Origin of the sequence: Floridaenema fluviatile BLCC-F154 (assembly GCF_041929135.1) — a bacterium.
Classification (GTDB): domain Bacteria; phylum Cyanobacteriota; class Cyanobacteriia; order Cyanobacteriales; family Aerosakkonemataceae; genus Floridanema; species Floridanema fluviatile.
On record NZ_JBHFNS010000090.1, the window covers coordinates 33,448 to 57,046 of the forward strand.

Below are 23,599 nucleotides of genomic sequence, written 5' to 3' on the forward strand. Positions count from 1 at the left end.
GATTAGGGACTGGGAATTGTTTATTTTTTTCTCTCTGGGACAGAGTAACTATTTTTCAATTATTAAATCTATTGCTTGTTGAATTATTTCTTCTTGATTAACTAATTTGCCTAATTCTTCTGTTTGATATTGTCCTTCAAAAGCTTCTAATGCTGCTTTTTCCAAAGCCAAATCGTAAGCTTCTTGTAAAGTTTCTCTTAATTCATCTTCAGTCATGTAAGTTCCTTTAGCTTTGTGGCGGCGATTGGTGCGTTGAATTTGCGTAACTGAATTACGAATTGACAGATTCCAAGACCTAGTAGTGCGATTTTCGGCTGCTTGTTTAATCAGGTGCAATAATAAAATGATGCCATAACTAAATATTTTGTTTAATTTATCAGATTTACTCATTTCTTCGAGTTCTTCTACGATTAACAAAGCTTCTGCGATATTGCCTTGATGTAGTAATTCTTTTAGAGTGATTAGTTCTTCCATTAGCTTGATTACTCCAGTGGTAATGGGAATTAGAAAAACATTTTGATATTGCATAATTTTCACCTAGACGGACGAACAACTCGAATTAATTTACCTCTCAAGTCTTCTTCATTAGAAATAGCTTCGTTAATGCGAGTTGCCAGCCGATTTCTATCTAGATCATCTGTACAAACAATGATACCATCGTGGTCGGTTTGTAAACGGTGTAGTCGGATAAAATCATAACGATTGATTGTCAAAACTGCCCGATTATTATTTACAGCAAATGCCAAAACTTCTGGATCGGGAATGCCAAGATTTGCATTTCCAGCTTCTTGAACTGTGAGGACATCATGACCCATAGTGCGTAATAATTCGCTAACTATGCGTGGAAAATGTTCATCTGCATAGAGACGCGCCATAGTTAAGCTTCCTCATTCTTTTTGATTGCTGCTTCAATTTCATCTGGATTTGCTTCAGCATAAGCCCAAGCATTTACCAAGTCTGCGGCAGTAAGATGTGGATAGTCATCTAAAAGCTGTGCCTCAGTAATGCCTAAACGACGAGATTCTATCAACGACCAAATGGGAATGCGAGTTCCAGCAATTCTGGCATCACCTCCACACACGCCTGGAGTTTTTTCAATACCTTGCCAAGTGTCACTTAGACTTTGGGCTAATAGTTGAATTACTTGGGTTTTTTCGGCAGGTGTTAATGCCAGGAGTTTTGGTTCTAATTCTTTGAGTGTCATAGAATATTTGGGTTATCAGAAATATTTTAGTTAAGATTTTAGCGGATATCTGCTTGTTAGTACCAAATATGATAGGTAAATTAGGATAATATTAAAATTACTCAAACTAAGAGCCATGAATCCAACGCAACAATTTACAGCCATTATTGAACGTGAGGGAAATGGATATGTATCCTTTTGCCCAGAATTGGATATTGCTAGTCAGGGTGATAGTATTGAAGAAGCACGAAATAATCTGATTGAAGCATTAGAATTATTTTTTGAAACGGCTGATTATTCAGAAATTCAACATCGCTTGCATACGGAAGTATTTGTAACTCGCGTAGAGGTAAAAATTGGGTAGATTGCGGGTATTGTCAGCGGCGGAGGTTTGTCATATTTTGGCAGAAAATGGTTTTGTCCAAGTTCGACAGCGTGGTAGTCATATTATTATGCAGAAAAAATTGCCTGACACAACTGTGACTGTTCCCGTGCCAAATTACTCAGAGATAAAAATTGGTACTTTGCAATCTATTATTCGTCAGTCTGGGTTGCCCAGGTATCTTTTTGAAGTAAATGAGTAGTAAATAGTGGATGCGATCGCATTTCTCAAAGGCGATCGAAACTTGGGCGATCGCATTTCCCAAACCTCCAAAAATGCAATTAATAAAGAAAAGAATCCGGGTGGATATTGCCCACCCTTAAATAAATTTTCGATTACAGCGTTACCTCTCTATCCAACCAATTAACCAAATCAGCAACCTCCGAAAAATCTAACTTGGAAGAGTTTTTCCTCTTCTTCATTTAGGGGTAAAAAGAAATCCACAAAGCCAGATAACAACTCAAGTTCTTCTTGAGAAAGCTGTTGCTGATTCATTAATTTGCCTCAGTTTTAATGATTTTTCCCAAGTGATTCTGCTACGGAGTTGTATGATTTTCCAGCCAATCAACTAAATCGGCAACATTAGAAAAATCTAATAAAGCCTCACCCAACTCCTCCAATTTCTCAACAGATAAACTGCGAATTTTCTCCTCTAAATCAGGAGCGACACTGCCAAGACGACGGTTAAGCAGGCGCAGAACAAAGGACAAAGCTTCTAGCTGTCGTCCTTGCTCTAGTCCTTGCTCTATTCCTTGTAGTTCCCAACTGGTAACAATCTCCATAACTACCTCCCTTGCAGATGGTTCAATTGTACTAATTTCAGCTTGGAGAAGTCGTTCTTCTTCAGCTGTCAGACGTAAATAAGTGTCAATAAACCCGGAAATCAGTTTCATTCGTGCTTTATCTAACCGTAAGGTAGCCATCAAGCACAAACATTCAAATTTCACGCGCCGACGATCTTTTGGTGCTATTTTCATTTTTGCCATTAATGCACTAGCTACCGGATTTTGGTAACGCAGAAAATCTCGCCAGTTAAGGCGATTTAGCTGAATTACTCGATAATTAAATTCCAGTACCCGGAAATCGGGGAAATCAACTCGATGAAAGGTTGGTTCTGGACGTTGGGGCACGTCGTAGGAAAATAAAGCAATGGGATAAACTGGCAAAGCGTGTTTTTCGTACAATCGGGCAAAGTAGCGAAACATTCTTTTACTGAAGTCGCCTCTTGCTTCTGATTGGTGTTCGGTGTGAATCAAGAAAAATGATTCTTCACCTCGAAACCTTACTTTTGCCACTAAGTCGGCTTCGTATTGTTCGCCTGCGGTAACATCGGTGAAAATCTCTTTATCCAGAAAAGTCAGCGAGTCACGTTCTAGATATGTTGCTACTTCGGGGAAAAATAACTCGATGAACTCGAAAAAGAAGGTTGTTAGTAGTTCTTTGAATAAACGATCGTGGTCAATCATCGCTAGATGCTACACCTAGATGATGTGAAAATTTTATAGCGATCGCCAAGACGGGCGGGTTTTGTTGTTAACTTTCTGCTGAGAGTACTAAATTATCTACTAAACCCGCCCCTACAAATCAAAACTTTTGTTCGCCTCAGCCTTTCCCCGATGTATCTGCCCTTGGCAAGATAGAATAATTTCAGCAATAGTTCTCAACATTATTTAATAGAGGCGAGGAGAACAGTAACGCATGGGAAAGGTAGTCGGCATTGACTTGGGTACAACAAACTCAGTGGTAGCTGTGATGGAGGGTGGCAAACCCTTGGTAATTGCCAATGCCGAAGGAATGCGGACTACTCCCTCTGTAGTTGGCTTTAACAAGGATGGGGAACGTCTGGTAGGGCAAATGGCGCGGCGACAAGCGGTGCTTAATCCGCAAAACACTTTTTATGGGGTGAAGCGGTTTATCGGGCGTAAGTATACGGAAATTAGCCCAGAGTCGAAGCGAGTGCCTTACACGATTCGCAAGGATGAATTGGGAAATATTAAAATTAAGTGTCCCCGTCTGACTAAGGATTTTGCACCAGAGGAAGTTTCGGCAATGGTGCTCAAAAAGTTGGCGGATGAAGCCAGTCGTTACTTAGGACAGCCAGTTACAGGGGCGGTAATTACGGTTCCGGCATATTTTAACGATTCGCAACGGCAAGCGACAAGAGATGCGGGAAGAATTGCAGGTTTAGAAGTTAAGCGGATTCTTAATGAGCCAACAGCGGCGGCTTTGGCTTATGGTTTGGATAAGCGGGAAAATCAAACTATTTTGGTGTTTGATTTGGGTGGTGGCACTTTTGATGTGTCGATTTTAGAAGTTGGTGATGGGGTTTTTGAGGTTAAGGCGACTAGCGGCGATACTCAGTTGGGGGGGAATGATTTTGATAGTAAGATTGTTGATTGGTTGGCGGAACAATTCTTGGAACAGGAAGGGATTGATTTAAGACGCGATCGCCAATCTTTACAACGCTTAATGGAAGCAGCAGAAAAGGCAAAAATTGAGCTTTCTGGTGTGAACGTTACGGAAATCAATTTACCATTTATTGCGGCAACTCAAGATGGCCCAGTACATTTGGAAACTCGGTTAACTCGATCGCAATTTGAAAGCTTATGCACCGATTTAGTTAGCCGTCTCCGCAGACCTGTAAAACGCGCTTTGGCTGATGCCAATATGTTGCCAGAAGATATCGATGAAGTGGTACTTGTTGGCGGCGGAACGCGAATGCCAATGGTGCAAGACTTGGTAGAAAGTATTATCGATCGCGAACCTAATCAAAACATCAATCCTGATGAAGTTGTCGCTGTTGGTGCAGCAGTTCAAGCGGGAATTTTAGCAGGAGATTTTAAAGATATCCTGTTATTAGATGTGACTCCGCTATCTTTGGGATTGGAAACAATTGGCGGAGTAATGAAAAAGTTAATTCCTCGCAATACGACAATTCCTGTGAGAAGATCTGACACTTTCTCGACCGGAGAAAACAACCAAACAATGGTGGAAATTCACGTTCTCCAAGGGGAACGGGAAATGGCAAGAGATAATAAATCTTTGGGTCGATTTAAGTTGTTAGGAATCCCACCTGCGCCGAGAGGAATTCCCCAAATTCAAGTTGCTTTCGATATCGATGCTAACGGGATTTTGCAAGTCACAGCTTTAGATAGAAGCACGGGTCGAGAACAAACAGTTACGATTCAAGAAGCTTCGACTTTGAGTGAAAGTGAAGTGCAAAGAATGATTCGGGAAGCTGAGGAATATGCGGAAGTCGATCGCTTACAAAGAGAGAGAATTGAAAAGCGAAATCGTGCTGAATCTTTAGCGACTCAAGCAGAAAGACAACTACGAGAAGTAAGTATAGATTTCGGAATGCAATTTGCTAATGAATTTCGTTACCGCATCGAAAGTTTAGTCCGAGAATTGCGCGATTATTTAGCCAGAAATGATGATGCGGGAATCGATCGAACTCAAGCAGATTTGCAAGATATTCTATACGAAATGAATCGGGAAGTGCGTCTGCGTTATACCGAAGAAGAAGACGATTTATTTGGATCGATTCGTCGCGCATTCTCTGGCGATGATGATGATGAAGACTTCGATTTTAGAGACAGAGATAGACCTTACTACGGTAATAATAATCGCGATTATGACGATCGCCGTTATGACGATCGGTACAGCGATCGGCGTTATAGCGATCGTAGCGATCGCTCCTACAATGGTACAGGTTCTAGTCGTTCTCGCAATACTTCTGATGGCATTGGAACAGGTCGAAGAAGCCAACAACCGCAAAGACAAGATTGGGATGATGATGATGATGATTGGTTCTAATTTGTCATAGTAAATAGTCACTTGTCATTGGTCAATAGTATTTCCAATCATACAGAAATGACCAATGACAAATAACCAATAGCTAATGACAAAAAACCAATGTGAAATGACAAATAACTATGGAAAACTTTAGAAACTATTACGAAATTCTGGGTGTTCCCAGAGAAGCATCAGCAGAAGAAATCAAAAAAGTCTATCGGAGACTAGCAAGACAATATCATCCTGATTTAAATCCGGGAAACAAAGAAGCCGAAGAAAAATTTAAAGATATTGGTGAAGCTTACGAAGTCCTTTCCGATACCGATAAACGTGCCGAATACGATCAGTTTAGTCGCTATTGGAAACAAAGAGGATTTGCGGGAAATCGATCGGCAAAAGGCGGCAAAAGTTGGTTTAATAAAGATCGAGATGACAAAGATGATGACTATTACAGCCAATTTACTGAATTTGGTCAATTCATCGATGAACTACTAGGACGCAGTGGCAATAAAAAAGTCCGGGTAGCAACGGAAAACGAGATGAATTCCCGCGCTAAAGTCGCAGAAGATGAATTTCGTCCCGGCAATACTAAAGTTAGTTATACCGTCACTTCTCGTCCAACTCGCAAAGATATTGAAGCGCGATTAACTTTACCTTTAGAAAGAGCTTACACTGGGGGAGTAGAAAGAATTCGCTTAGAAGATGGACGTAGTTTAGAAGTAAATATGCCCCCAGCAATGGTAACAGATCAACGGATTCGTTTGAAAGGTCAAGGCATTGGCGGTGGCGATCTTTATCTGAAAATTACTGTTACTCCTCACTCATTTTATAAGTTGGAAGGTGCAGACATTATTTGCCAATTGCCGATTACTCCCAGTGAAGCAGTTTTAGGCGCACCAGTGCAAGTACCAACTTTAGATGGAAGAGTGAAAATGAACATTCCTCCGGGTGTAAAATCAGGTCAAAGATTGCGCCTTGCTAATAAAGGTTATCCGCTGGAAGATGGAAGTCGGGGCGATCAATTGTTGGAAATTCAAATTGTGATTCCCAAAGAGATTAGTTCTAGGGAAAGAGAACTTTATGAAAAAATCCGCCAAATTGAAACCTTTAATCCGCGTGCGGATTTACCAATTTAACAATTGAGAGGTTTAATTACCGTTACAATCAAGTATAAAGTTAAATAAGATAATACCAGTCGAATTATGACTTTGGGCAATTTGCGCGACCTGTATCAACAGGTAATTCTAGAACGATATAAATCACCCAAGCACAAGGGTAAAACTAATCCGGTGCATCGGTATCAGAAAGGGCATAATCCTTCCTGTGGCGATACTATTGAATTGTCGTTGCAGCTAAGTGATGCTGGCGACAAGATTTTAGATGTCAAATTTGAGGGGGAAGGCTGTGCAATTTCGATGGCTTCTGCTGATTTAATGGCGGAAGCTTTGAAGGGAAAAACTGTTACCGAAGCTTTGGAAATGGTGGAACGTTTCCAACAAATGATGAAAGGCGAGGCGGAGTTTCCCAAGGAGTTGCGAAAGTTAAATGTTATGCAAGGGGTTGCCCAATTCCCCGTGCGAATTAAATGTGCTAATCTGACTTGGCACGCTTTAAAAGCGGCGTTGCAATCAACTGGTGATGCTGAGTCAAATGGCTTTATCAGCAATGAGAAAGAGGAAGCTTAATTAAAGTTTTTTTGAGCTTTTAAGCTGAGATTTACTGACTGAAATCAATCCAAAATTGCAGGGTTTATGCTAACAACAACTGATTTTTTAATTGCTGGTAAGTGGGCGGGAATTCTAACTTTAGGTTGCGCCGCTTTAACTCTAATCGCTTTTGTTTTTAAGTGGGGATTTCGCTTTAGATTTGTTGGTGCTACTGGGTTTATGGGGGTACTGACTGGTGGTTTATTTGCTTTAGGTTTAGGGTTGTTTACTCATACTACTATTCCTGGTGCAATTCGCTATTCAGTAATTTTTGATAATGGGGCAAATTTAGTTTCGATCGCACTTCCCCCCACAATAACTCAATCTGAATTAGATGCAACTTTGCGTCAAGCCGCAGCAGATTTGTTTTCTTATGGCAGATTAGGTGGTAGCGATGGTTTAGTAATTCGTGCTAGAACAATGATTCACCCAGAAGCGGGAGTTTCGCAACCGCTGGTTTTGGGCGAGGTTAGACGATCGCTAACCAACCGCGCAGATGATAATTTGGCAGTAAATATCTACGCCGAAAATCTCGCTAAACTACCCAAACCAACTGCTTAATAAAAGTTTGTTTTCAAAACTTTTATTCCGATAAATTTAGAATTTCCAAAAACGGGGTTTTTTGACCTATTTGTGTCAAAAAACCCCTTCTATTTGCCGAATTAGCTATTTTGTTAAGTATTTATAGGAAATTCTCAAACTTTCATAATAAATCTAGCTTCATACTCATAACCTCTATCCAAAGTTACAAAAATATATTAGTTACAAAGAAAGGATATAAATTTCTAAGCGACCTAAAGGGTATTTTAAGAGTAACAGAATAGCAAACATACTGACTTAGGAGGATGTAAAATAATGGGGCGTTACCGAGTTCGAGCGATTATCCTAGCAGGAGCCATTAGTGTTTTTGCTGTTTGGGTGGCTCCTGTGCGATCGCAAGAGCAAGAACCAGCAGCAGAGGCTAATGCTGAACAGGTAGAAGCAGTTACACCAGCAAAACCAGCAGATCCTAAAGCAGCAAAAACAACCAAAGAGCTTGATATTCCAGTAGATGAACTGAAATTACTGGTTAAGCCTCTCACCTTAGAACAATTGCAAGTCGAAGCAGCTGGTTGGATGTTAGCACTGCAAAACAAAGCCCAAGAAATCAGCGAAGCTGAAGTTACGATCAAGCGACAAAATCTAGCTATTGCTAAACAGAAAGAAGGTGCTGATGCCCTAGAAAAAGCTAAACAAGCTTTAGAAGAAGCGCAGACAGTTCAAAAAGGTGCTACCCCTGGTTCACCACAATATCAAGAAGCAGCCAAAAAGGTAGAAGAAGCTCAAGAAAACTTGAAAAAAGCGCAAGAAGCTGTTGAAGAAGCCAAAAAAACTAAAGCTGATTTAAACAAAGACGCAACAGCACGTGAAGCATTAGAAAAAGCTCAGAAAACAGGCAATTTAGATACAGCTAAACAAACTCTTGAGCAAACCAAAGCCGATCAAGATAAAATGAGGGCTGGCTCTCTAGCTTATCAAGACGCAAGCAAAAAGATCGAAAAACTAGAAGCTGCGATCAAAGAATTTGAAGATGCTCAAGAAGCACAAAAGGGTGCTAAGGAAGATTCACCAGAATATAAGAAAGCTACCGAACAGCTAGAAAAAGCAGATGCAGCCATAGAAAAATTACTCAAAGAGTTTGGAGTTAATCAAACTGATAAAACTAAGCAGTCATCTCAAGATCTGAACAAAGCTACAGCGGCGCTGGAAAACACCGAAATAGAAAACAATTCAGCGGAGAAAGTTGCTGGTTTACCTGGAGTGGTAAATAACGAACAGCAGCTGCAACAAAAAGAACAACAGCTGGAAAAAACACAGGAAAAGTTGGAAAAGAGTGCGGAAATAGAAGCGGAAGCGAAGAATCAACTCGTTACTACTGTTACCGAACTGCAAGGACAACAAACGGCGCTGATCGATCGCTTGAACGTAGTCCTAGACGAACTAGAAAAAAAAGGCGGCGATCCCAAACCTTACCGCCAATACATACAAGCAATTAGCACCGTCGAAGTGGATACCAAAGACACCGAAGGGCTAGGCTTACGGCTGGTCAGCTGGGCACAATCTAGCGAAGGCGGTTTGCGCTGGGCAGGTAATATCGGTAAATTCTTTGGGATTATGATTGCCTCAGTCATTATCTCTCAAATCCTGGGTATGATGCTCAACCAGATACTTTTCAGATTTGGCAATACATCAGCCATTATGCGTCAATTTCTGGTCATGCTCGTCAAGCGTGGCGGAGTTGTCGTCGGTTTCTTGTTAGCTTTAACAGCACTAGAAGTCAGCCTTGGCCCAGTTTTAGCCTTACTTGGGGGTGTGAGTTTCGTCCTCGCCTTCGCACTGCAAAGCAATCTGGGTAACTTAGCCAGCGGTTTGATGATCATGGTTAACAAACCCTTTGATGTGGGCGACGAAGTGAAAATCGGATCGCTTTGGGGATGGGTGGATGCTATTACCATAGCCAACACCAGAATCAAAGGTTTTGGCGGTCAAATCTTCACTCTTCCTAACAACAGTGTTTGGAATGATACGATCGAAAACCTCAGCCACGATAAAAACCGCAAAATCATGCTCTCGTTCCGAGTTGGCTTTGACGAAAATCTACAAGAGGTAGAAGCACTAATTGTAGAAACTCTCAAATCTCACCCCAAAGTTCTCGCAGATCCCGCTCCTAGTACTTTCGTGTGGCAGATTGAAGATTACTATATTAGTATATTTGCTGGTGGATGGACGAAGAAAGATGATTTTTGGGAAACCTACGCAGATATTATTCGCCTAATTCAAAAACGGTTTAACGAAGAAGGCATTAACCTTGCTGCTATTCCTAAAGCGATCGAAATTCAACAAGAATATCACGAAACTAATGGCAAGACTCACCATCTACCTGCGGCTGCGGAAATTCCTCCACAGCCAGCTAACGTAGAAAGCTAATTACCTACGAAGTAGATTCTTTTTTCTTCTCGCTTTCTAACCGACTAATTTCTGCTAATAATCCTCGCAAAATCAAATTAACACTACCACTACTCATTCTCACCATATCCCAATTTTGGATATGGTTTTTTAATGTCCCATTTTGGTCAGTGCTAACCTCCCTTTGTTCAATCAAAAAAAACCGGATTAACTAGCAGCGTTCAGGTTAGCAACCAAACCATACACTGATACGTAATCTTCAAATTCTTGTAAGTCAACAGTGCCATTTTTATCGCTGTCGAGAATGTTGAACAGATAATCAGTGATGTGTCTTCTGACTTCTTCAGGGCTACGTTCGCCTACTGTTAAATCTTCAATCATGCCTAACAGTTCCAAAATCTCGTCTTTATCCAGTGATTTACTGCCATCTTTATCTAATTCTAGGAACAGTTTTTTGATATCTTCTGTTGCCATTCTTGAGGATTGCAATGTTTCTCGCAATATGTCATTGCTGAAAAGATTCATGAACAAAACTTGCTCAATTATGGGGATGCAGAAGAAACCTAGTGCTGCCCAAAAAGCGGCATATTTCAAAGTGTCTGGATTAGGAACTACGCTAACTGCGCTCATGAATAGGGCAGCCCAGAGGAAAAAGTTGGGATTCACTAATAGAATGTAAGCGTCTTGTGCTTCTGCTTTAATGATTTTCCCGTTGGAAAATACGTAAGTTAAGGTAGCAGCTAAACGCATGAAGAAAAAGACTAATACTGCTAGTGCTAGTTGTTGTAAACAGGCGATCGATCGCTCAGGCGCAGCTGAAGTAAATAAGTCGGAAATAATAGTATGTGGGGTAAACTGAAAACCTGTAAATAAAGCCATAATTGCCACAGCTAAAACGCCGATAAATTTCCAGTTTTTACTGTGGTGATTTGATTCTACAGGAGATTTCCTTCGCCAATATTGGGCGATCGCACCCGGAATTGCTAAACCGACAATTAAAATGACAAAGAAAAAGTTCAAACTGTCAACTTTAATTGGCAAAGGTGCGATCGCAAATGTCACCAGAAGCGCAAAAGGTGCAATTATCGACAACAACCGAGACAGCACCGCAGAGGGATAAAGATTACCGCCCCAAAGTACTGATAAAACTGGCGAAGTCAAAGCTGGGGGCACCATCCAAAATAACACCCACAAAATTTTGTATAAGTCTGCTGGACTTTGATACAAAACTCCCGAAAATATTAAAAATAGTCCGATCGCCCATCGGACAAACATCCAACCATAGACAATAGATTTTACAGTCGGAGTTACTTTCCCCCTAGTCCCAGCGAAGTCAATATCCAGATAAGTGTAAAAAGTTGAAACTGCCAAACAAGCAACAATTAACCAAGTAAAAACTGGCGGAAGCAGTTGATAATCCGAAGCACTAAAAGCTCTTGCCAAACTACCCACTAAAAATGACACAGCATAGAGCAAAATCGCCCACATAATCGAAAGATCGTTGAACTTTTTCCGTAACTCCGCACTACCGCTAGATTCTTTATCACGGAATTTAGTCAATTCTTCCTTACTCAGAGCCTTACCATTTGGCAATTTTAAATGTTTATAAGCCGTTGGTGGTAAGCCACTTAAATAAAGTGCTAAAGGCTCCAAAACATATTGATGGCACACTACGAGAACATCTTCACCTTGTTCCAAATGGGGAACAACTTTTTCCCGGTAAAAAATAGCAGCCCTGGCATAAACTTGGTCTATTTTTTCCCCAGCTGGAGGTGCTTCGTTATGGGAATGTAACATTTCCTCGAAGCCTTCATAGCCCAGAGCAAGACGCAACAAATTTAGATTTCTCCCCGCAAAAATTCCAAAAGATTTCTCACCAATTCGGTGATCGATATTAATCGGAATATCGGCTGATTTGAGAGATTGACTCACATCAACTGCAATTTGACAAGTTTGCCGCGCCCTTCTCATGTGCGAAACATATACAGCATCAAATTTGATGCCTCTTTTCTTAATATCCAATCCAGCGCGACGTGCTTGCAACTTACCAAATGCTGTTAATCCAACATCCAGCACCCCCGCAAAAATATTGCGTTCGTTGCTAGTACTTTCACCATGCCTAATAAAATAGACTTGCCCTGTTTTGTTCTGTTTTTCTATTGTCCCATCAGGATTTTCTGTGGGTACTTTTAGAGAATTATCAAGTTGTGCCATGATTTATTTATTCCGCGATTGAGACTTGGAATTCAACTCAAAATTTTACTTTTTGACTAGAAGTAACTTAATGAACAACTTTTAGGATTAGAATAAATTTTATCCTAATATATAATAAAAAGTTTAATAAATCTTTGCATTACTAAATTTTCAACTTACTGTAACACTTCATCATCTGAGTTGTGTTTACCGATAACTATTTAATCTAGCACTTTTTGTAAATAAGTAAAAGCCGTAAGTAGGTAAGGGAGAAGATGTTGAAAAAAGACTGTTACGTAAGAGATTTTAGAGATCGAATTACTTAAAAAAAGAGAGAATTTACACAAAAGCAAGTTTTTGTTACTTAAAGTACAATAAGACAATCGGCTAACCGTAGTATAATCAAATTATTCCATACTGAGAAAAAATAAAACTGTCTCGTAAGGTGCGAAACGCTTTGCTAGCTCTGGCGACAACCAGGTAGTGATTACGAGCAAGAAGTGCCATATTTTACAGTAAGTTTCTCATCACTGGGATAATAGCTAACAGTTAAATTCAATAGCTCGTAAGGAGTACAAAATGCGAATTGCTCGTAATATTACAGAACTAATTGGACGCACCCCCTTAGTACAATTAAATCGAATTCCGCAATCAGAAGGATGTTTAGCGCAAATTATTGTTAAGTTGGAAGGGATGAATCCAGCTGCTTCTGTGAAAGACAGGATTGGTGCAAGCATGATTCAAGCAGCAGAAGAAGCGGGATTAATTGAGCCCGGAAAAACTGTTTTAGTCGAGCCAACTTCTGGTAACACAGGCATCGCTTTGGCAATGGTAGCAGCTGCCAAAGGCTACGAATTAATTCTCACTATGCCAGAGACAATGAGCACCGAAAGACGGAATATGCTCAAAGCTTATGGTGCCACATTAGAATTAACTCCAGGCATGGAAGGAATGCGGGGAGCAATTAAGCGTGCGGAAGAAATTGCTGCTACCATTCCTAATGGTTATATGTTGCAACAATTTCGCAACCCAGCTAATCCAAAAATTCACCGGGAAACTACTGCCGAAGAAATTTGGACTGACACCGATGGAGAAGTAGATTTTTTAATTGCTGGTGTTGGTACTGGTGGGACTTTAACCGGAGTAGCGGAAGTAATTAAACAGCGTAAACCGAGTTTTCAAGCAATAGCAGTTGAACCTGTTAATAGCCCAGTACTTTCTGGGGGAAAACCTGGGCCGCATAAAATTCAAGGTATTGGTGCTGGGTTTGTTCCCGAAGTTTTGCAAGTGGAATTAATTGACGAAGTAATTCAAATTACAGATGATGAAGCGATGTATTTTAGTCGTCGTTTAGCTAGGGAAGAAGGTTTGCTTTCTGGTATTTCTTCCGGTGCCGCTTTAGCCGCAGCAATTAAAGTTGGCAAACGGGAAGAAAATGCAGGTCGTTTAATTGTGATGATTCAACCCAGTTTTGGCGAACGTTATCTCAGTACACCTTTGTTCCAAGAACCTCTTTTGGAAACTGCTACTCTCAAATAAATAGGTTCGTTGTAGGGACTTTAGTCCTTTTACTGAGATCTTGCACCTGCATTTTACCCCGCCCGGAAATTGATTTCCGGGCGGATTTTGGGTTCGACTGAAGTCGTTAGTACGAACTTTTAGTGACTGGTGACTAGTTGAGTTAGGCGGATACATTCTTGGGCAATTGCCCAATCTTCTTGAGTATGAATTACTAAAATTTTTACTGAGGAATCAGGTGTGGAAATATCTCGATCGACAGGTTTGTGATTATTTTTTTCTACGTCAATTTTCAATCCAAAAAACTCAAAAGATTCACAGACATCGGCACGCAAATCAGCGGCATTTTCGCCAACTCCGGCGGTAAATACTAAGGCATCTATACCGCTTAAAGTGGCAATCATTGCGCCAATAAATGAGCGTAAAATGTGAACGTAAACATCGTAGGCGAGTTTAGCACGGGCGTTACCTTGGGCGATCGCTTGCTCAATTAATCGCATATCCGCAGATACTCCCGAAAGTCCTAAAAATCCCGATCGACGATTAAAAATATCATCGATTTGTTCACCTGTATGACCTCTTCGCAACAAATCAATAATAATTCCTGGGTCAATATCTCCTGAACGAGTTCCCATCATTAATCCAGCAGTGGGAGTAAATCCCATTGTGGTATCAATGCTATGTCCATTTTTCACTGCTGCTAAAGAACAACCATTGCCTAAATGACAAGTTACTAACTTTAATGATGTTAAATCTTTGCCTAAAAGTTGGGCTGCACGTTGGGAAACATATTGGTGACTAATACCATGAAATCCGTAGCGACGAATTCCATGCTGATAAAATTCATAAGGTAGGGGATAGACAATAGCTTCTTCGGGCATTTTGGCATGAAAAGCTGTGTCAAAAACCGCAATTTGGGGCACTTTTTCGCCTAAAATATTTTCTATTGCTTCAATTCCCTGTAGATTAGCTGGGTTGTGTACGGGGGCAAATTTGGCGAAATTGGCGATCGCGTCTTTAACTTCTTGACTAATTAAAGTACTTTCGTGATACTTATCTCCTCCATGTACCACCCGATGACCAACACAATCAATTTCTGCTAAATTATCAATTACTTTAGTCTCACCTTGCCACAAAGTTTGCAGCATATACTCAACAGTTTCTTGCCGAGATTCCGCCTTTAATTCTTCTTTTAAAATAGCCCCATGAATTGTTTTTACCTTTAGTTCTGCTACACCTTCATGGTGAGTCCAATCAATTTGTGCTTCCCAAAGCGGTGATGGTGGTTGCACTGGTAATGCCTCTTCTTTTAGAGCATAAAGGCAGCTTTTTTGGCTGCTAGATCCAGCATTGAGAACTAGTATTTTCATGGGGTTAAATTCCCTTTTAACTCACTACTTGAAACTTCTGCATCTCTAGCAGCAATCTTAAAATGACTCTTTGAATCGTCGCAGACGACATGAATAACTTCGCATTACTTCTAGGGCAAAAACTGGCGTTTCATGTACGGCAAAAAGAAATCTTTCTTTATCTAAATAAGCCAGTTTGCAATTAGTTTTTGCTATTGCTGTGGTAGCCCTTTTATGTGATTCATGCACTAATGCCCCTTCTCCAAAAACATCTCCCGTGTTGATCGTTTCCACAGCTTTATCACCAACAAATAAGTCTACTACTCCTTCAAGTACACCATACATTACAGTGCCAATTTCTCCAGCTGTAAAAATCACTTCACCTTTGGAAAATTCCTTGATCCCCGGTTCTTTTTGATAGATGAGGACAGTTTTTGCTGGTTCTAACATTGTTGCTTAACTCCTGTAACAACATCGCTTTACTTTGTCTAGCTACAGCAAAGCAAAATAATTGCTCGCAGCAACTACCATTAGGAGTATACCTTAGCTAAAACCAGATTATCTGAAAACTGGAGAACAACTGACTATCTGAAGAATCTAATAATTTTTCCTCCTTTTGATAGTTGTGATTATAGTTTTACCAGATTGAGATGCAAATTATTGTAAGTTAGATTGCCAAATCTCGAAAAAAATGTTTTCTGGATGACAATAACCGGAAAGTGAGAGATTAAGTACCGGGTAAGTTTCGTAATTCTATGCTTAAATGGGATCGATCGCCCAAAACATGAAGCAAAGGGCCATGTACGCCAAATTCGATGACACTGACAGAAGCGACGGGGGCGGAAATGCGATCGCGAAATCTCCCCACATCAATTCCTAACAACCAACAAAGCATAATTCTAATTGTCGCCTTGTGAGAAACAATTAAGATATTACCCGTTTTATACTTTTGTTCAATTTCTTCAAGTACGCTAGAACTACGTTGAGCAATATCAACCGCCCTTTCTCCACCCGTCGGTGCATTCCAACCCGGATCTGCTAAATATCGAATATAATCATCATGAAATTGTAAACTTACCTCTTCTGGAGATAAACCTTCCCACTTTCCATAAGTGATTTCTTTGAGCCCATCTCGCAATTGCATTTCCATGCCAATAGCATCACATAATGGCTTTGCTGTAGCGATAGTACGGCGCAAAGGACTACAAAAAACCGCAGTCCAAGGAAAAGATTTATAAGCTTGAGTAAAAGCTTTTGCCATTTCCATTCCTTCCGCAGTTAATTCTGGATCGAGCGAACCACAATAACTATTAGAACGGCTATAAGTTGTTTGTCCGTGTCGTAAAAAATACAGCAGTAAGCTCATGAATCTACCTTTAGAGAGTTTCCCTCACGACATTCAAAGTTTATCTTAATTCAATAGATATTTGAACAAGTGGGAAAACTTCACAACTTGCTTACTGGGAAAAGATCGGCCTAATATTAAATTTTCAATCAGCATTACACTATGCTACTTAAGATAAGGTAGTTATCACATTAATAAAAGATTAAATTATTGACCGATAAGCGAATTTAACTTTATTTAGTTAAGCTTAATGATAAAGTTTATACAAAAATATAAAATTTAAGATTTTATATTTGCGATCGTGGATTGATTGCATCTTAGATGTTAAACTACCTGCAAAAGTTACCAAACTCAACAAGGTAGAGAGAAAAAATGCTAATACAAAGCTAATGGTAATTAAAAAAAACGTTCAGCGGGAAAGTAATCAGCAATTATCTATCCCTTGTGAGAGATTACTTTCTAGGAACTCTCCCTAACCTTAGATAAAAGCTGACAAAAAACTCACTAGTTCTAGAACTAGGTCTGTGTGCCAATTGTAGAGATGCAAGTCAACATTGAGAATGAGGAAATATGGTAGCAACTCCTCCCAAACCAACAACTGATATATCATCCATTAGCGCATTTGGAACAGCGCGAGCCACTGTACAAGGATCTCCCTTAAGCGGCGAAGAACTGCGGAAAATGCACGCTTTTTGGCGGGCTTGCAACTACTTAGCAGTGGGAATGATTTACTTGCGAGACAACCCCCTGCTCAGAGAACCCTTAAAAATAGAACAGATCAAAAAACGCTTGTTAGGACACTGGGGTTCTAGTCCAGGGATTAGTTTTGTCTACACTCACCTGAACCGAGTGATTAAAAACCAAGACCTAGACATGATTTACCTCGTCGGCCCAGGTCACGGCGCACCCGGTTATCTTGGGCCCTGCTACTTAGAAGGCACTTACTCAGAAATTTACCCGGAAAAAAGCGAAGACGAAGAAGGAATGAAAATCTTCTTCAAAGAATTCTCCTTTCCGGGCGGTGTTGGGAGTCACTGCACCCCGGAAACTCCCGGTTCAATTCACGAAGGCGGCGAACTCGGTTACAGTATTTCCCATGCTTACGGCGCAGCCTTTGACAACCCCGACTTGATTGTTACCGTGTTAGTGGGCGACGGGGAATCGGAAACCGGGCCCTTAGCAACTTCCTGGCACTCCAATAAATTTATCAACCCAGTGCGGGATGGGGCAGTGTTGCCGATTCTGCACTTGAACGGCTATAAAATCAACAATCCGACTATTCCGGCAAGGATTAGCCACGAAGAACTAGAAAACTTGTTCCGCGGCTATGGCTACACTCCTTACTTTGTCGAAGGTTCTGACCCGGAGACAATGCACCAAGCAATGGCAGCAACCTTGGATCATTGCATTGGCGAAATCAAAAAAATTCAGCAGGAAGCCCGGAGTACAGGCAACGCTTTCCGTCCGCGGTGGCCGATGATTGTGCTGCGGAGTCCTAAAGGTTGGACTGGCCCAGAAGAAGTTAACGGACACAAGGTAGAGGGTTTCTGGAGAGCACACCAAGTCCCAATGGCTGATGTGGCGAAGAATCCTGAAAGCTTCCAGCTGTTAGAAAATTGGTTACGCGGCTACAAACCAGAAGAATTGTTTGACCACAACGGCAAATTAATTCCCGAACTTAAAGATCTTACTCCGAAGGGAACTCGCCGGATTGGTGCTAATCCTCATGCTAACGGGGGATTGTTGCGGAAAGATTTGCGGATGCCTGATTTCCGCCAATATGGGGTGAAATTTGATAAACCCGCCCAAATCGAAGCGGAAAATACTAAACCTTTGGGTGTTTTCTTGCGGGATGTGATGAAATGGAATCCGAATAATTTCCGGGTATTTGGGCCGGATGAAAATACCTCGAATAAACTGCAAGCTATTTACGAAGTTAGCAAGAAGTTTTGGATTGCCGAGTTTTTCCCGGAAGATTTGGATGGTAGCGAACTTTCTCCCGATGGTCGGGTGATGGAAATGCTCAGCGAGCATACTTTGGAAGGTTGGTTAGAAGGTTATTTGTTAACTGGAAGACATGGATTTTTCTCGACTTACGAGGCTTTTGTCCATGTGATTGATTCGATGTTTAACCAACACGCTAAGTGGTTGGATATTTGCCGTCAACTTTCTTGGCGGGCGGATATTTCTTCGTTGAATTTGTTGATTACTTCGACGGTTTGGCGACAAGATCATAATGGTTTTACGCACCAAGATCCGGGTTTTTTGGATTTGGTGGTGAATAAGAGTGCGGAAGTTACTCGGATTTATTTGCCGCCTGATGTGAATAGTTTGCTGTCTGTGGCAGATCACTGTTTACGGAGTAAGAATTATGTGAATGTGATTGTGTCTGATAAACAGTCGCATTTGCAATATATGGATATGGATGCGGCGATTACTCACTGCACTAAGGGGATTGGAATTTGGGATTGGGCGAGTAACGATCGAGGTTGTGAGCCTGATTTGGTGATGGCTTCTGCGGGTGATATTCCAACGTTGGAAGCACTAGCAGCAACGGTGATGTTACGTGAGGAATTTCCTGATTTGAAGATTAGGTTTATTAATGTGGTCGATCTGTTTAAGATGCAGCCGGATACGGAACATCCTCACGGTTTGAGCGATCGCGATTTCGATAGTTTGTTTACGATCGATAAGCCGATTATCTTCAATTTTCACGGTTATCCTTGGTTAATTCACCGTCTTGCTTATCGTCGGACAAATCATAAGAATTTGCACGTTCGCGGTTATAAGGAGAAGGGGAATATTAACACTCCTTTGGAATTGGCGATCCAAAACCAGATCGATCGCTATAGTATTGCGATGGATGCGATCGATCGCATTCCCAGCTTAAAAGTTGCAGGTGCTCATGCTAAAGAAAAATTCAAGAATATGCAGATTGATTGCCGCAACTATGCTCACGAATACGGCGTTGACAAAGCAGATGTTCTGCATTGGAAATGGCCCTATTAATTAGGTGACTGGGGACTGGGTACTGGGTATTGGGGAACAGGGGAAACAATTCAAAACTCAAAACTCAAAACTTTCCCAGTCCCCAGTCCCTAGTCCCTAGTCCCCAATTACTAAACAAAAAAGGATAGACAAGAAATGGCTAAAAGTTTGTTGGAACAACTGCGGGAAATGACTGTTGTTGTTGCTGATACAGGGGATATTCAAGCAATTGAAAAATTTACACCTAGAGATGCTACAACTAATCCTTCTTTGATTACAGCAGCGGCGCAAATGCCGCAGTATCAAGAAATTGTTGATGAGACTCTCAAACAAGCAAAGAAAGATTCTGGTGCGGGTGCTTCTGATGGTCAAATTCTTTCTTTGGCGTTCGATCGCTTAGCGGTTGCTTTTGGAAAAAAGATTTTGGAAATTATTCCCGGTCGAGTTTCTACAGAAGTAGATGCTAGACTTTCTTACGATACAGAAGGTACAATTGCTAAGGCTCGTTATTTAATTTCGGAATATGAATCAGCGGGAATTCCTAAAGAGAGAATTTTAATTAAAATTGCTTCGACTTGGGAAGGAATTCGTGCGGCTGAAGTGTTAGAAAAAGAGGGAATTCATTGTAATTTGACCTTGTTGTTTGGAGTGCATCAGGCGATCGCTTGTGCGGAAGCAGGAGTTACTTTAATTTCGCCTTTTGTGGGGAGAATTCTTGATTGGTACAAGAAAGAAACGGGGAAAACAAGTTACGCACCAGCTGAAGATCCGGGAGTACTTTCTGTTACCCAAATCTATAACTATTACAAAAAATTTGGCTACAAAACAGAAGTAATGGGAGCTAGCTTCCGTAATATTGACGAAATTACTGAGTTAGCAGGTTGCGATCTCCTGACAATTTCTCCGGCATTGTTGGCAGAATTGCAAGCAAGTATAAAAGATTTACCGCGGAAACTCGATCCGAAATTAGCGGTAAAATCAGAGATGGAAAAAATCTCGATCGACAAACTGACCTTTGATAAAATGCACGAAGCCGATCGCATGGCATCGGAAAAACTCGATGAAGGGATCAAAGGTTTCACCAAAGCCCTAGAAACACTGGAAAAACTGTTAGCCGATCGACTGGCACGTTTAGAAGGTGTAGACACATTAAACCACGCAGCGGAAGATATTTTCCATGTTTACGATCTAGACGGCGATGGATTTATTACCCGTGAAGAATGGCTGGGAAGTGATGCTGTATTTGATGCCTTGGATGTTAACAAAGATGGCAAAATTACCCCAGAAGAAATCAGTGCTGGAATTGGAGCAGTGTTACAATTAGCAACCAGTAAATAATTCAAGAGGTAGACGATTTTGGATTTTTGATTTGAGTCATTGGTCATTGGTTATATGTCATTGGTAGTTAACAAATCAGGACTGACGCAGAAAAAAAGGTGAAAAACTTAGTTTAGAATGTTAACCTTGGTCATCTAAACCCACCTATACTACAAATGACAAATAACCAATGACTAATGACCATTTTCTCATCTAAACTTGTGAACTCCTGAACAGTAGGAATTTGATTTATGCAAATATTGCCGAATTCATCAGAACCATTAAAAGAAGTTAGAGTAGAAGACGATCGCACTGGGTTAAGTATAGAAACCCTAAAAAGAGCCTTTGCGGATAACTTGTTTTATATTCAAGGGAAATTCCCCGAAATAGCCAGTAGAAATGATTTTTACATGGCTTTGGCTTATACGGTGCGCGATCGCTTATTACGCCGTTGGTTAAACACCGCCGAAACCTACACCAGAAACGCCTCTCGTACCGTTGCTTATATGTCAGCCGAATTCCTCATGGGGCCACAATTAGGCAACAATTTAATTAACCTGGGAATTTATGACCAAGTTAATCAAGCAATGAAAGAACTCGGACTCGACTTGGAAGAACTGCTAGAAGAAGAAGAAGAACCCGGACTAGGTAACGGCGGTTTAGGCAGATTAGCAGCTTGCTACCTCGACTCCCTCGCCACCTTAGAAATTCCCTCTTTAGGTTACGGTATTCGCTACGAATTTGGTATTTTCGAGCAGGATATTAAAGACGGTTGGCAAGTCGAAATAACCGACAAATGGTTAAGTGCTGGTAATCCTTGGGAACTTCCCCGTCCAGAATGGTCTGTGGAAGTTAAACTAGGCGGACATACAGAAATGCGTGCTGATGAACATGGGCACTTTAAAGTTTATTGGCTTCCTGACAAAATAGTGAAAGGAATCCCTTACGATACACCAATTCTCGGTTACAAAACTAATACCGCCAATACCTTACGTTTGTGGAAAGCAGAAGCAGTAGAATCCTTTGATTTTTATGCTTTTGATTCAGGAGATTACTTAGGCGCAGTTCACCAAAAAACGGTTTCGGAAAACATCTCGAAAGTACTTTATCCTAACGATAACTCGGCTCAAGGTAAAGAACTGCGTTTAGCACAGCAAATTTTCTTTGTTTCCTGTTCGCTAAAAGATATGACGCGAATTATGGCAGGACAAAACGTTCCTTTAGAACAATTTGCTGATAAATTCGTGATTCAGTTAAATGATACGCACCCATCAGTTGCTATCCCAGAATTGATGCGGTTACTGATTGACGAACATAATATGACTTGGGATCAAGCTTGGGGAATTACGAAGAAAACCTTTGCTTACACTAATCATACTTTACTGCCAGAAGCTTTAGAACGTTGGCCGATTAGTTTATTTGGCAGAATGTTACCCCGACATTTGGAAATTATCTACGAAATTAACAACCGTTTCCTAGATGAAGTCCGCATGAAATTTCCTGATGATGTGGATAGATTGCGGCGGATGTCATTGATTGATGAATCAGGGGAACGTTATGTGCGAATGGCGTTTTTAGCTTGTGTCGGTAGTTACTCGATTAATGGTGTTGCAGCATTACACACTGAGTTGTTGCAAAAAGATGTGTTGCATGATTTCTATGAAATGTACCCGGAGAAGTTTAACAACAAAACTAATGGGATTACTCCCCGACGTTTTATGGTGTTAAGTAATCCGAGACTTTGTAAATTGCTGCACAGTAAAATTGGCGATGAATGGGTAAAAAATCTCTATGAACTGAGAAAATTAGAAGGCTTTGTTGACGATCCCGAATTCCGTCACCAGTGGCGGCAAATGAAGCAAGAAATTAAACAAGATGTGGTGGATTACATCAAATCAACTACAGGGATTAATGTCAATGTTAATTCGATGTTTGATATTCAGGCGAAACGTTTCCATGAATACAAACGTCAACATTTGAATGTGCTGCACATTATTACTTTGTACAACCGGATTAAAGCTAATCCTAATATTGAGATTACACCGCGAACTTTCTTGTTTGGCGGGAAGGCTGCACCCGGTTATTACATGGCAAAATTAATCATTAAGTTGATTAATTCGGTGGGAGATATTGTGAATCGCGATCCTGATGTGCGCGATCGCTTGAAGGTGGTTTTCCTCAAAGACTTCAGCGTGAAATTTGCTCAAAAAATTTACCCAGCAGCAGAACTTTCCGAACAAATTTCTACCGCAGGTAAAGAAGCTTCCGGTACAGGTAATATGAAATTCGCTTTAAATGGCGCAATTACGATCGGAACTTTAGATGGCGCGAATGTGGAAATTCTCGAAGAAGTTGGGGCAGAAAACTTCTTTTTGTGTGGATTAACCACAGAAGAAGTTTATGCTTTGAAAGCAAAAGGTTACAAACCTTGGGAATATTACAAAAAAGATCCTGAGTTGAAATTGGCGATCGATCGCATCGCTTCCGGTTTCTTTTCTCATGGCGATCCTAACCTGTTTAAACCTTTAGTCGATCACCTGTTGGGTAACGATCAATATATGCTGATGGCTGACTATCGTTCCTACATAGATACTCAGGATGAAGTAAGTCAAGCATATCGCGATATCGATCGCTGGACTCGGATGTCTATTCTTAATGTAGCTAGAATGGGTAAGTTTTCGTCCGATCGTTCTATCCGCGATTATTGCGAAGATTTCTGGAAAATTCAGCCAGTAAAAATCGACTTGAAACAATACGTCGAAGCCACTGCAATTCTACATTAAAGAAAAGCAGAAGGTAGTTAAGTCAAGATCCCCGACTTCTTGGAGAAGTCGGGGATCTGGGGATCTGTTTATACTAAAATTTAATGAATGACAA

General features: G+C 40.8%; 22 protein-coding genes. 12 read left to right on the forward strand and 10 right to left on the reverse strand.

Annotated features, from left to right (window positions below; all coding sequences use genetic code 11):
• Positions 1-48 precede the first annotated feature (48 nt).
• Genes ACE1B6_RS24920 through ACE1B6_RS24930 form a run of 3 tightly spaced genes read right to left on the reverse strand, consistent with a single transcriptional unit; the run spans position 49 to position 1,204 of the window.
• Positions 49-474: a DUF29 family protein gene (locus ACE1B6_RS24920; RefSeq protein ID WP_413260043.1), complete on the reverse strand. Its 426-nt coding sequence runs from the start codon at positions 472-474 to the stop codon at positions 49-51.
• A gap of 59 nt (positions 475-533) precedes the next feature.
• Positions 534-875, reverse strand: coding sequence for a DUF5615 family PIN-like protein (locus ACE1B6_RS24925; protein WP_413259983.1), 342 nt, complete (start codon positions 873-875; stop codon positions 534-536).
• A gap of 2 nt (positions 876-877) precedes the next feature.
• Positions 878-1,204 (reverse strand): DUF433 domain-containing protein, encoded by a 327-nt coding sequence (locus ACE1B6_RS24930; protein ID WP_413259984.1) that lies wholly within the window; start codon positions 1,202-1,204, stop codon positions 878-880.
• Positions 1,205-1,319: 115 nt separating this feature from the next.
• Between ACE1B6_RS24930 and ACE1B6_RS24935 the strand changes: the two genes are divergently transcribed.
• The 3 genes from ACE1B6_RS24935 to ACE1B6_RS24945 are packed head-to-tail and all read left to right on the forward strand — an operon-like array spanning position 1,320 to position 1,932.
• Positions 1,320-1,547 carry a type II toxin-antitoxin system HicB family antitoxin gene (locus ACE1B6_RS24935; RefSeq protein ID WP_413259985.1) on the forward strand — a complete coding sequence of 76 codons (228 nt, stop codon included), beginning with the start codon at positions 1,320-1,322 and terminating at the stop codon, positions 1,545-1,547.
• Positions 1,540-1,767, forward strand: a complete 228-nt coding sequence (locus tag ACE1B6_RS24940) for a type II toxin-antitoxin system HicA family toxin (RefSeq protein WP_413259986.1) — start codon at positions 1,540-1,542, stop codon at positions 1,765-1,767. The genes ACE1B6_RS24935 and ACE1B6_RS24940 overlap by 8 nt, the downstream gene beginning before the upstream one ends.
• Positions 1,768-1,773: 6 nt before the next feature.
• Positions 1,774-1,932, forward strand: coding sequence for a hypothetical protein (locus ACE1B6_RS24945; protein WP_413259987.1), 159 nt, complete (start codon positions 1,774-1,776; stop codon positions 1,930-1,932).
• A gap of 5 nt (positions 1,933-1,937) precedes the next feature.
• Here the strand turns inward: ACE1B6_RS24945 and ACE1B6_RS24950 are convergent, their stop codons facing one another.
• Entirely contained in the window at positions 1,938-2,060 is a 123-nt protein-coding gene (locus ACE1B6_RS24950) for a hypothetical protein (RefSeq protein ID WP_413259988.1), read from the reverse strand.
• Positions 2,061-2,101: 41 nt separating this feature from the next.
• Complete coding sequence (locus ACE1B6_RS24955; protein WP_413259989.1) at positions 2,102-3,031, reverse strand: Rpn family recombination-promoting nuclease/putative transposase; 930 nt, start codon at positions 3,029-3,031, stop codon at positions 2,102-2,104.
• 232 nt (positions 3,032-3,263) lie between these two features.
• Between ACE1B6_RS24955 and dnaK the strand changes: the two genes are divergently transcribed.
• The 5 genes from dnaK to ACE1B6_RS24980 all read left to right on the forward strand — a co-directional run bounded on the left by dnaK (position 3,264) and on the right by ACE1B6_RS24980 (position 10,033).
• Positions 3,264-5,381, forward strand: coding sequence for a molecular chaperone DnaK (gene dnaK / locus ACE1B6_RS24960; protein WP_413259990.1), 2,118 nt, complete (start codon positions 3,264-3,266; stop codon positions 5,379-5,381).
• A gap of 119 nt (positions 5,382-5,500) precedes the next feature.
• Positions 5,501-6,496, forward strand: coding sequence for a DnaJ C-terminal domain-containing protein (locus ACE1B6_RS24965; protein WP_413259991.1), 996 nt, complete (start codon positions 5,501-5,503; stop codon positions 6,494-6,496).
• 66 nt (positions 6,497-6,562) lie between these two features.
• Positions 6,563-7,045 (forward strand): Fe-S cluster assembly sulfur transfer protein SufU, encoded by a 483-nt coding sequence (gene sufU / locus ACE1B6_RS24970; protein WP_413259992.1) that lies wholly within the window; start codon positions 6,563-6,565, stop codon positions 7,043-7,045.
• A 66-nt stretch (positions 7,046-7,111) separates the two neighbouring features.
• A complete protein-coding gene (locus ACE1B6_RS24975; protein WP_413259993.1) occupies positions 7,112-7,627 on the forward strand; it encodes a Ycf51 family protein in 516 nt (171 codons plus the stop codon).
• Positions 7,628-7,921: 294 nt separating this feature from the next.
• Positions 7,922-10,033, forward strand: coding sequence for a mechanosensitive ion channel family protein (locus ACE1B6_RS24980; RefSeq protein WP_413259994.1), 2,112 nt, complete (start codon positions 7,922-7,924; stop codon positions 10,031-10,033).
• Between the two features lie 4 nt (positions 10,034-10,037).
• Here ACE1B6_RS24980 and ACE1B6_RS24985 read toward each other — a convergent pair whose 3' ends face one another.
• Together ACE1B6_RS24985 and ACE1B6_RS24990 are read right to left on the reverse strand one after the other, a co-directional pair.
• Entirely contained in the window at positions 10,038-10,208 is a 171-nt protein-coding gene (locus ACE1B6_RS24985) for a hypothetical protein (protein ID WP_413259995.1), read from the reverse strand.
• Positions 10,209-10,219: 11 nt separating this feature from the next.
• Positions 10,220-12,226, reverse strand: coding sequence for a histidine phosphatase family protein (locus ACE1B6_RS24990; RefSeq protein WP_413259996.1), 2,007 nt, complete (start codon positions 12,224-12,226; stop codon positions 10,220-10,222).
• 558 nt (positions 12,227-12,784) lie between these two features.
• On the opposite strand from ACE1B6_RS24990, the gene cysK reads away from it, so the two are divergent.
• Positions 12,785-13,744 (forward strand): cysteine synthase A, encoded by a 960-nt coding sequence (gene cysK / locus ACE1B6_RS24995; RefSeq protein WP_413259997.1) that lies wholly within the window; start codon positions 12,785-12,787, stop codon positions 13,742-13,744.
• A 119-nt stretch (positions 13,745-13,863) separates the two neighbouring features.
• Here cysK and ACE1B6_RS25000 read toward each other — a convergent pair whose 3' ends face one another.
• The 3 genes from ACE1B6_RS25000 to ACE1B6_RS25010 form a co-directional block, all read right to left on the reverse strand.
• On the reverse strand, positions 13,864-15,093 hold the full coding sequence (locus tag ACE1B6_RS25000) for an acetate kinase (protein WP_413259998.1): 1,230 nt from the start codon (positions 15,091-15,093) through the stop codon (positions 13,864-13,866).
• Between the two features lie 57 nt (positions 15,094-15,150).
• Positions 15,151-15,522 carry a cyclic nucleotide-binding domain-containing protein gene (locus tag ACE1B6_RS25005; RefSeq protein ID WP_413259999.1) on the reverse strand — a complete coding sequence of 124 codons (372 nt, stop codon included), beginning with the start codon at positions 15,520-15,522 and terminating at the stop codon, positions 15,151-15,153.
• 277 nt (positions 15,523-15,799) lie between these two features.
• Entirely contained in the window at positions 15,800-16,438 is a 639-nt protein-coding gene (locus ACE1B6_RS25010; protein ID WP_413260000.1) for a histidine phosphatase family protein, read from the reverse strand.
• Positions 16,439-16,987: 549 nt separating this feature from the next.
• On the opposite strand from ACE1B6_RS25010, the gene ACE1B6_RS25015 reads away from it, so the two are divergent.
• From ACE1B6_RS25015 to ACE1B6_RS25025, 3 genes are all read left to right on the forward strand, one after another.
• Positions 16,988-19,426: a phosphoketolase family protein gene (locus ACE1B6_RS25015; protein ID WP_413260001.1), complete on the forward strand. Its 2,439-nt coding sequence runs from the start codon at positions 16,988-16,990 to the stop codon at positions 19,424-19,426.
• Positions 19,427-19,561: 135 nt separating this feature from the next.
• A complete protein-coding gene (locus ACE1B6_RS25020) occupies positions 19,562-20,743 on the forward strand; it encodes a transaldolase (RefSeq protein ID WP_413260002.1) in 1,182 nt (393 codons plus the stop codon).
• 230 nt (positions 20,744-20,973) lie between these two features.
• Positions 20,974-23,505, forward strand: coding sequence for a glycogen/starch/alpha-glucan phosphorylase (locus tag ACE1B6_RS25025; RefSeq protein ID WP_413260003.1), 2,532 nt, complete (start codon positions 20,974-20,976; stop codon positions 23,503-23,505).
• Positions 23,506-23,599 lie beyond the last annotated feature (94 nt).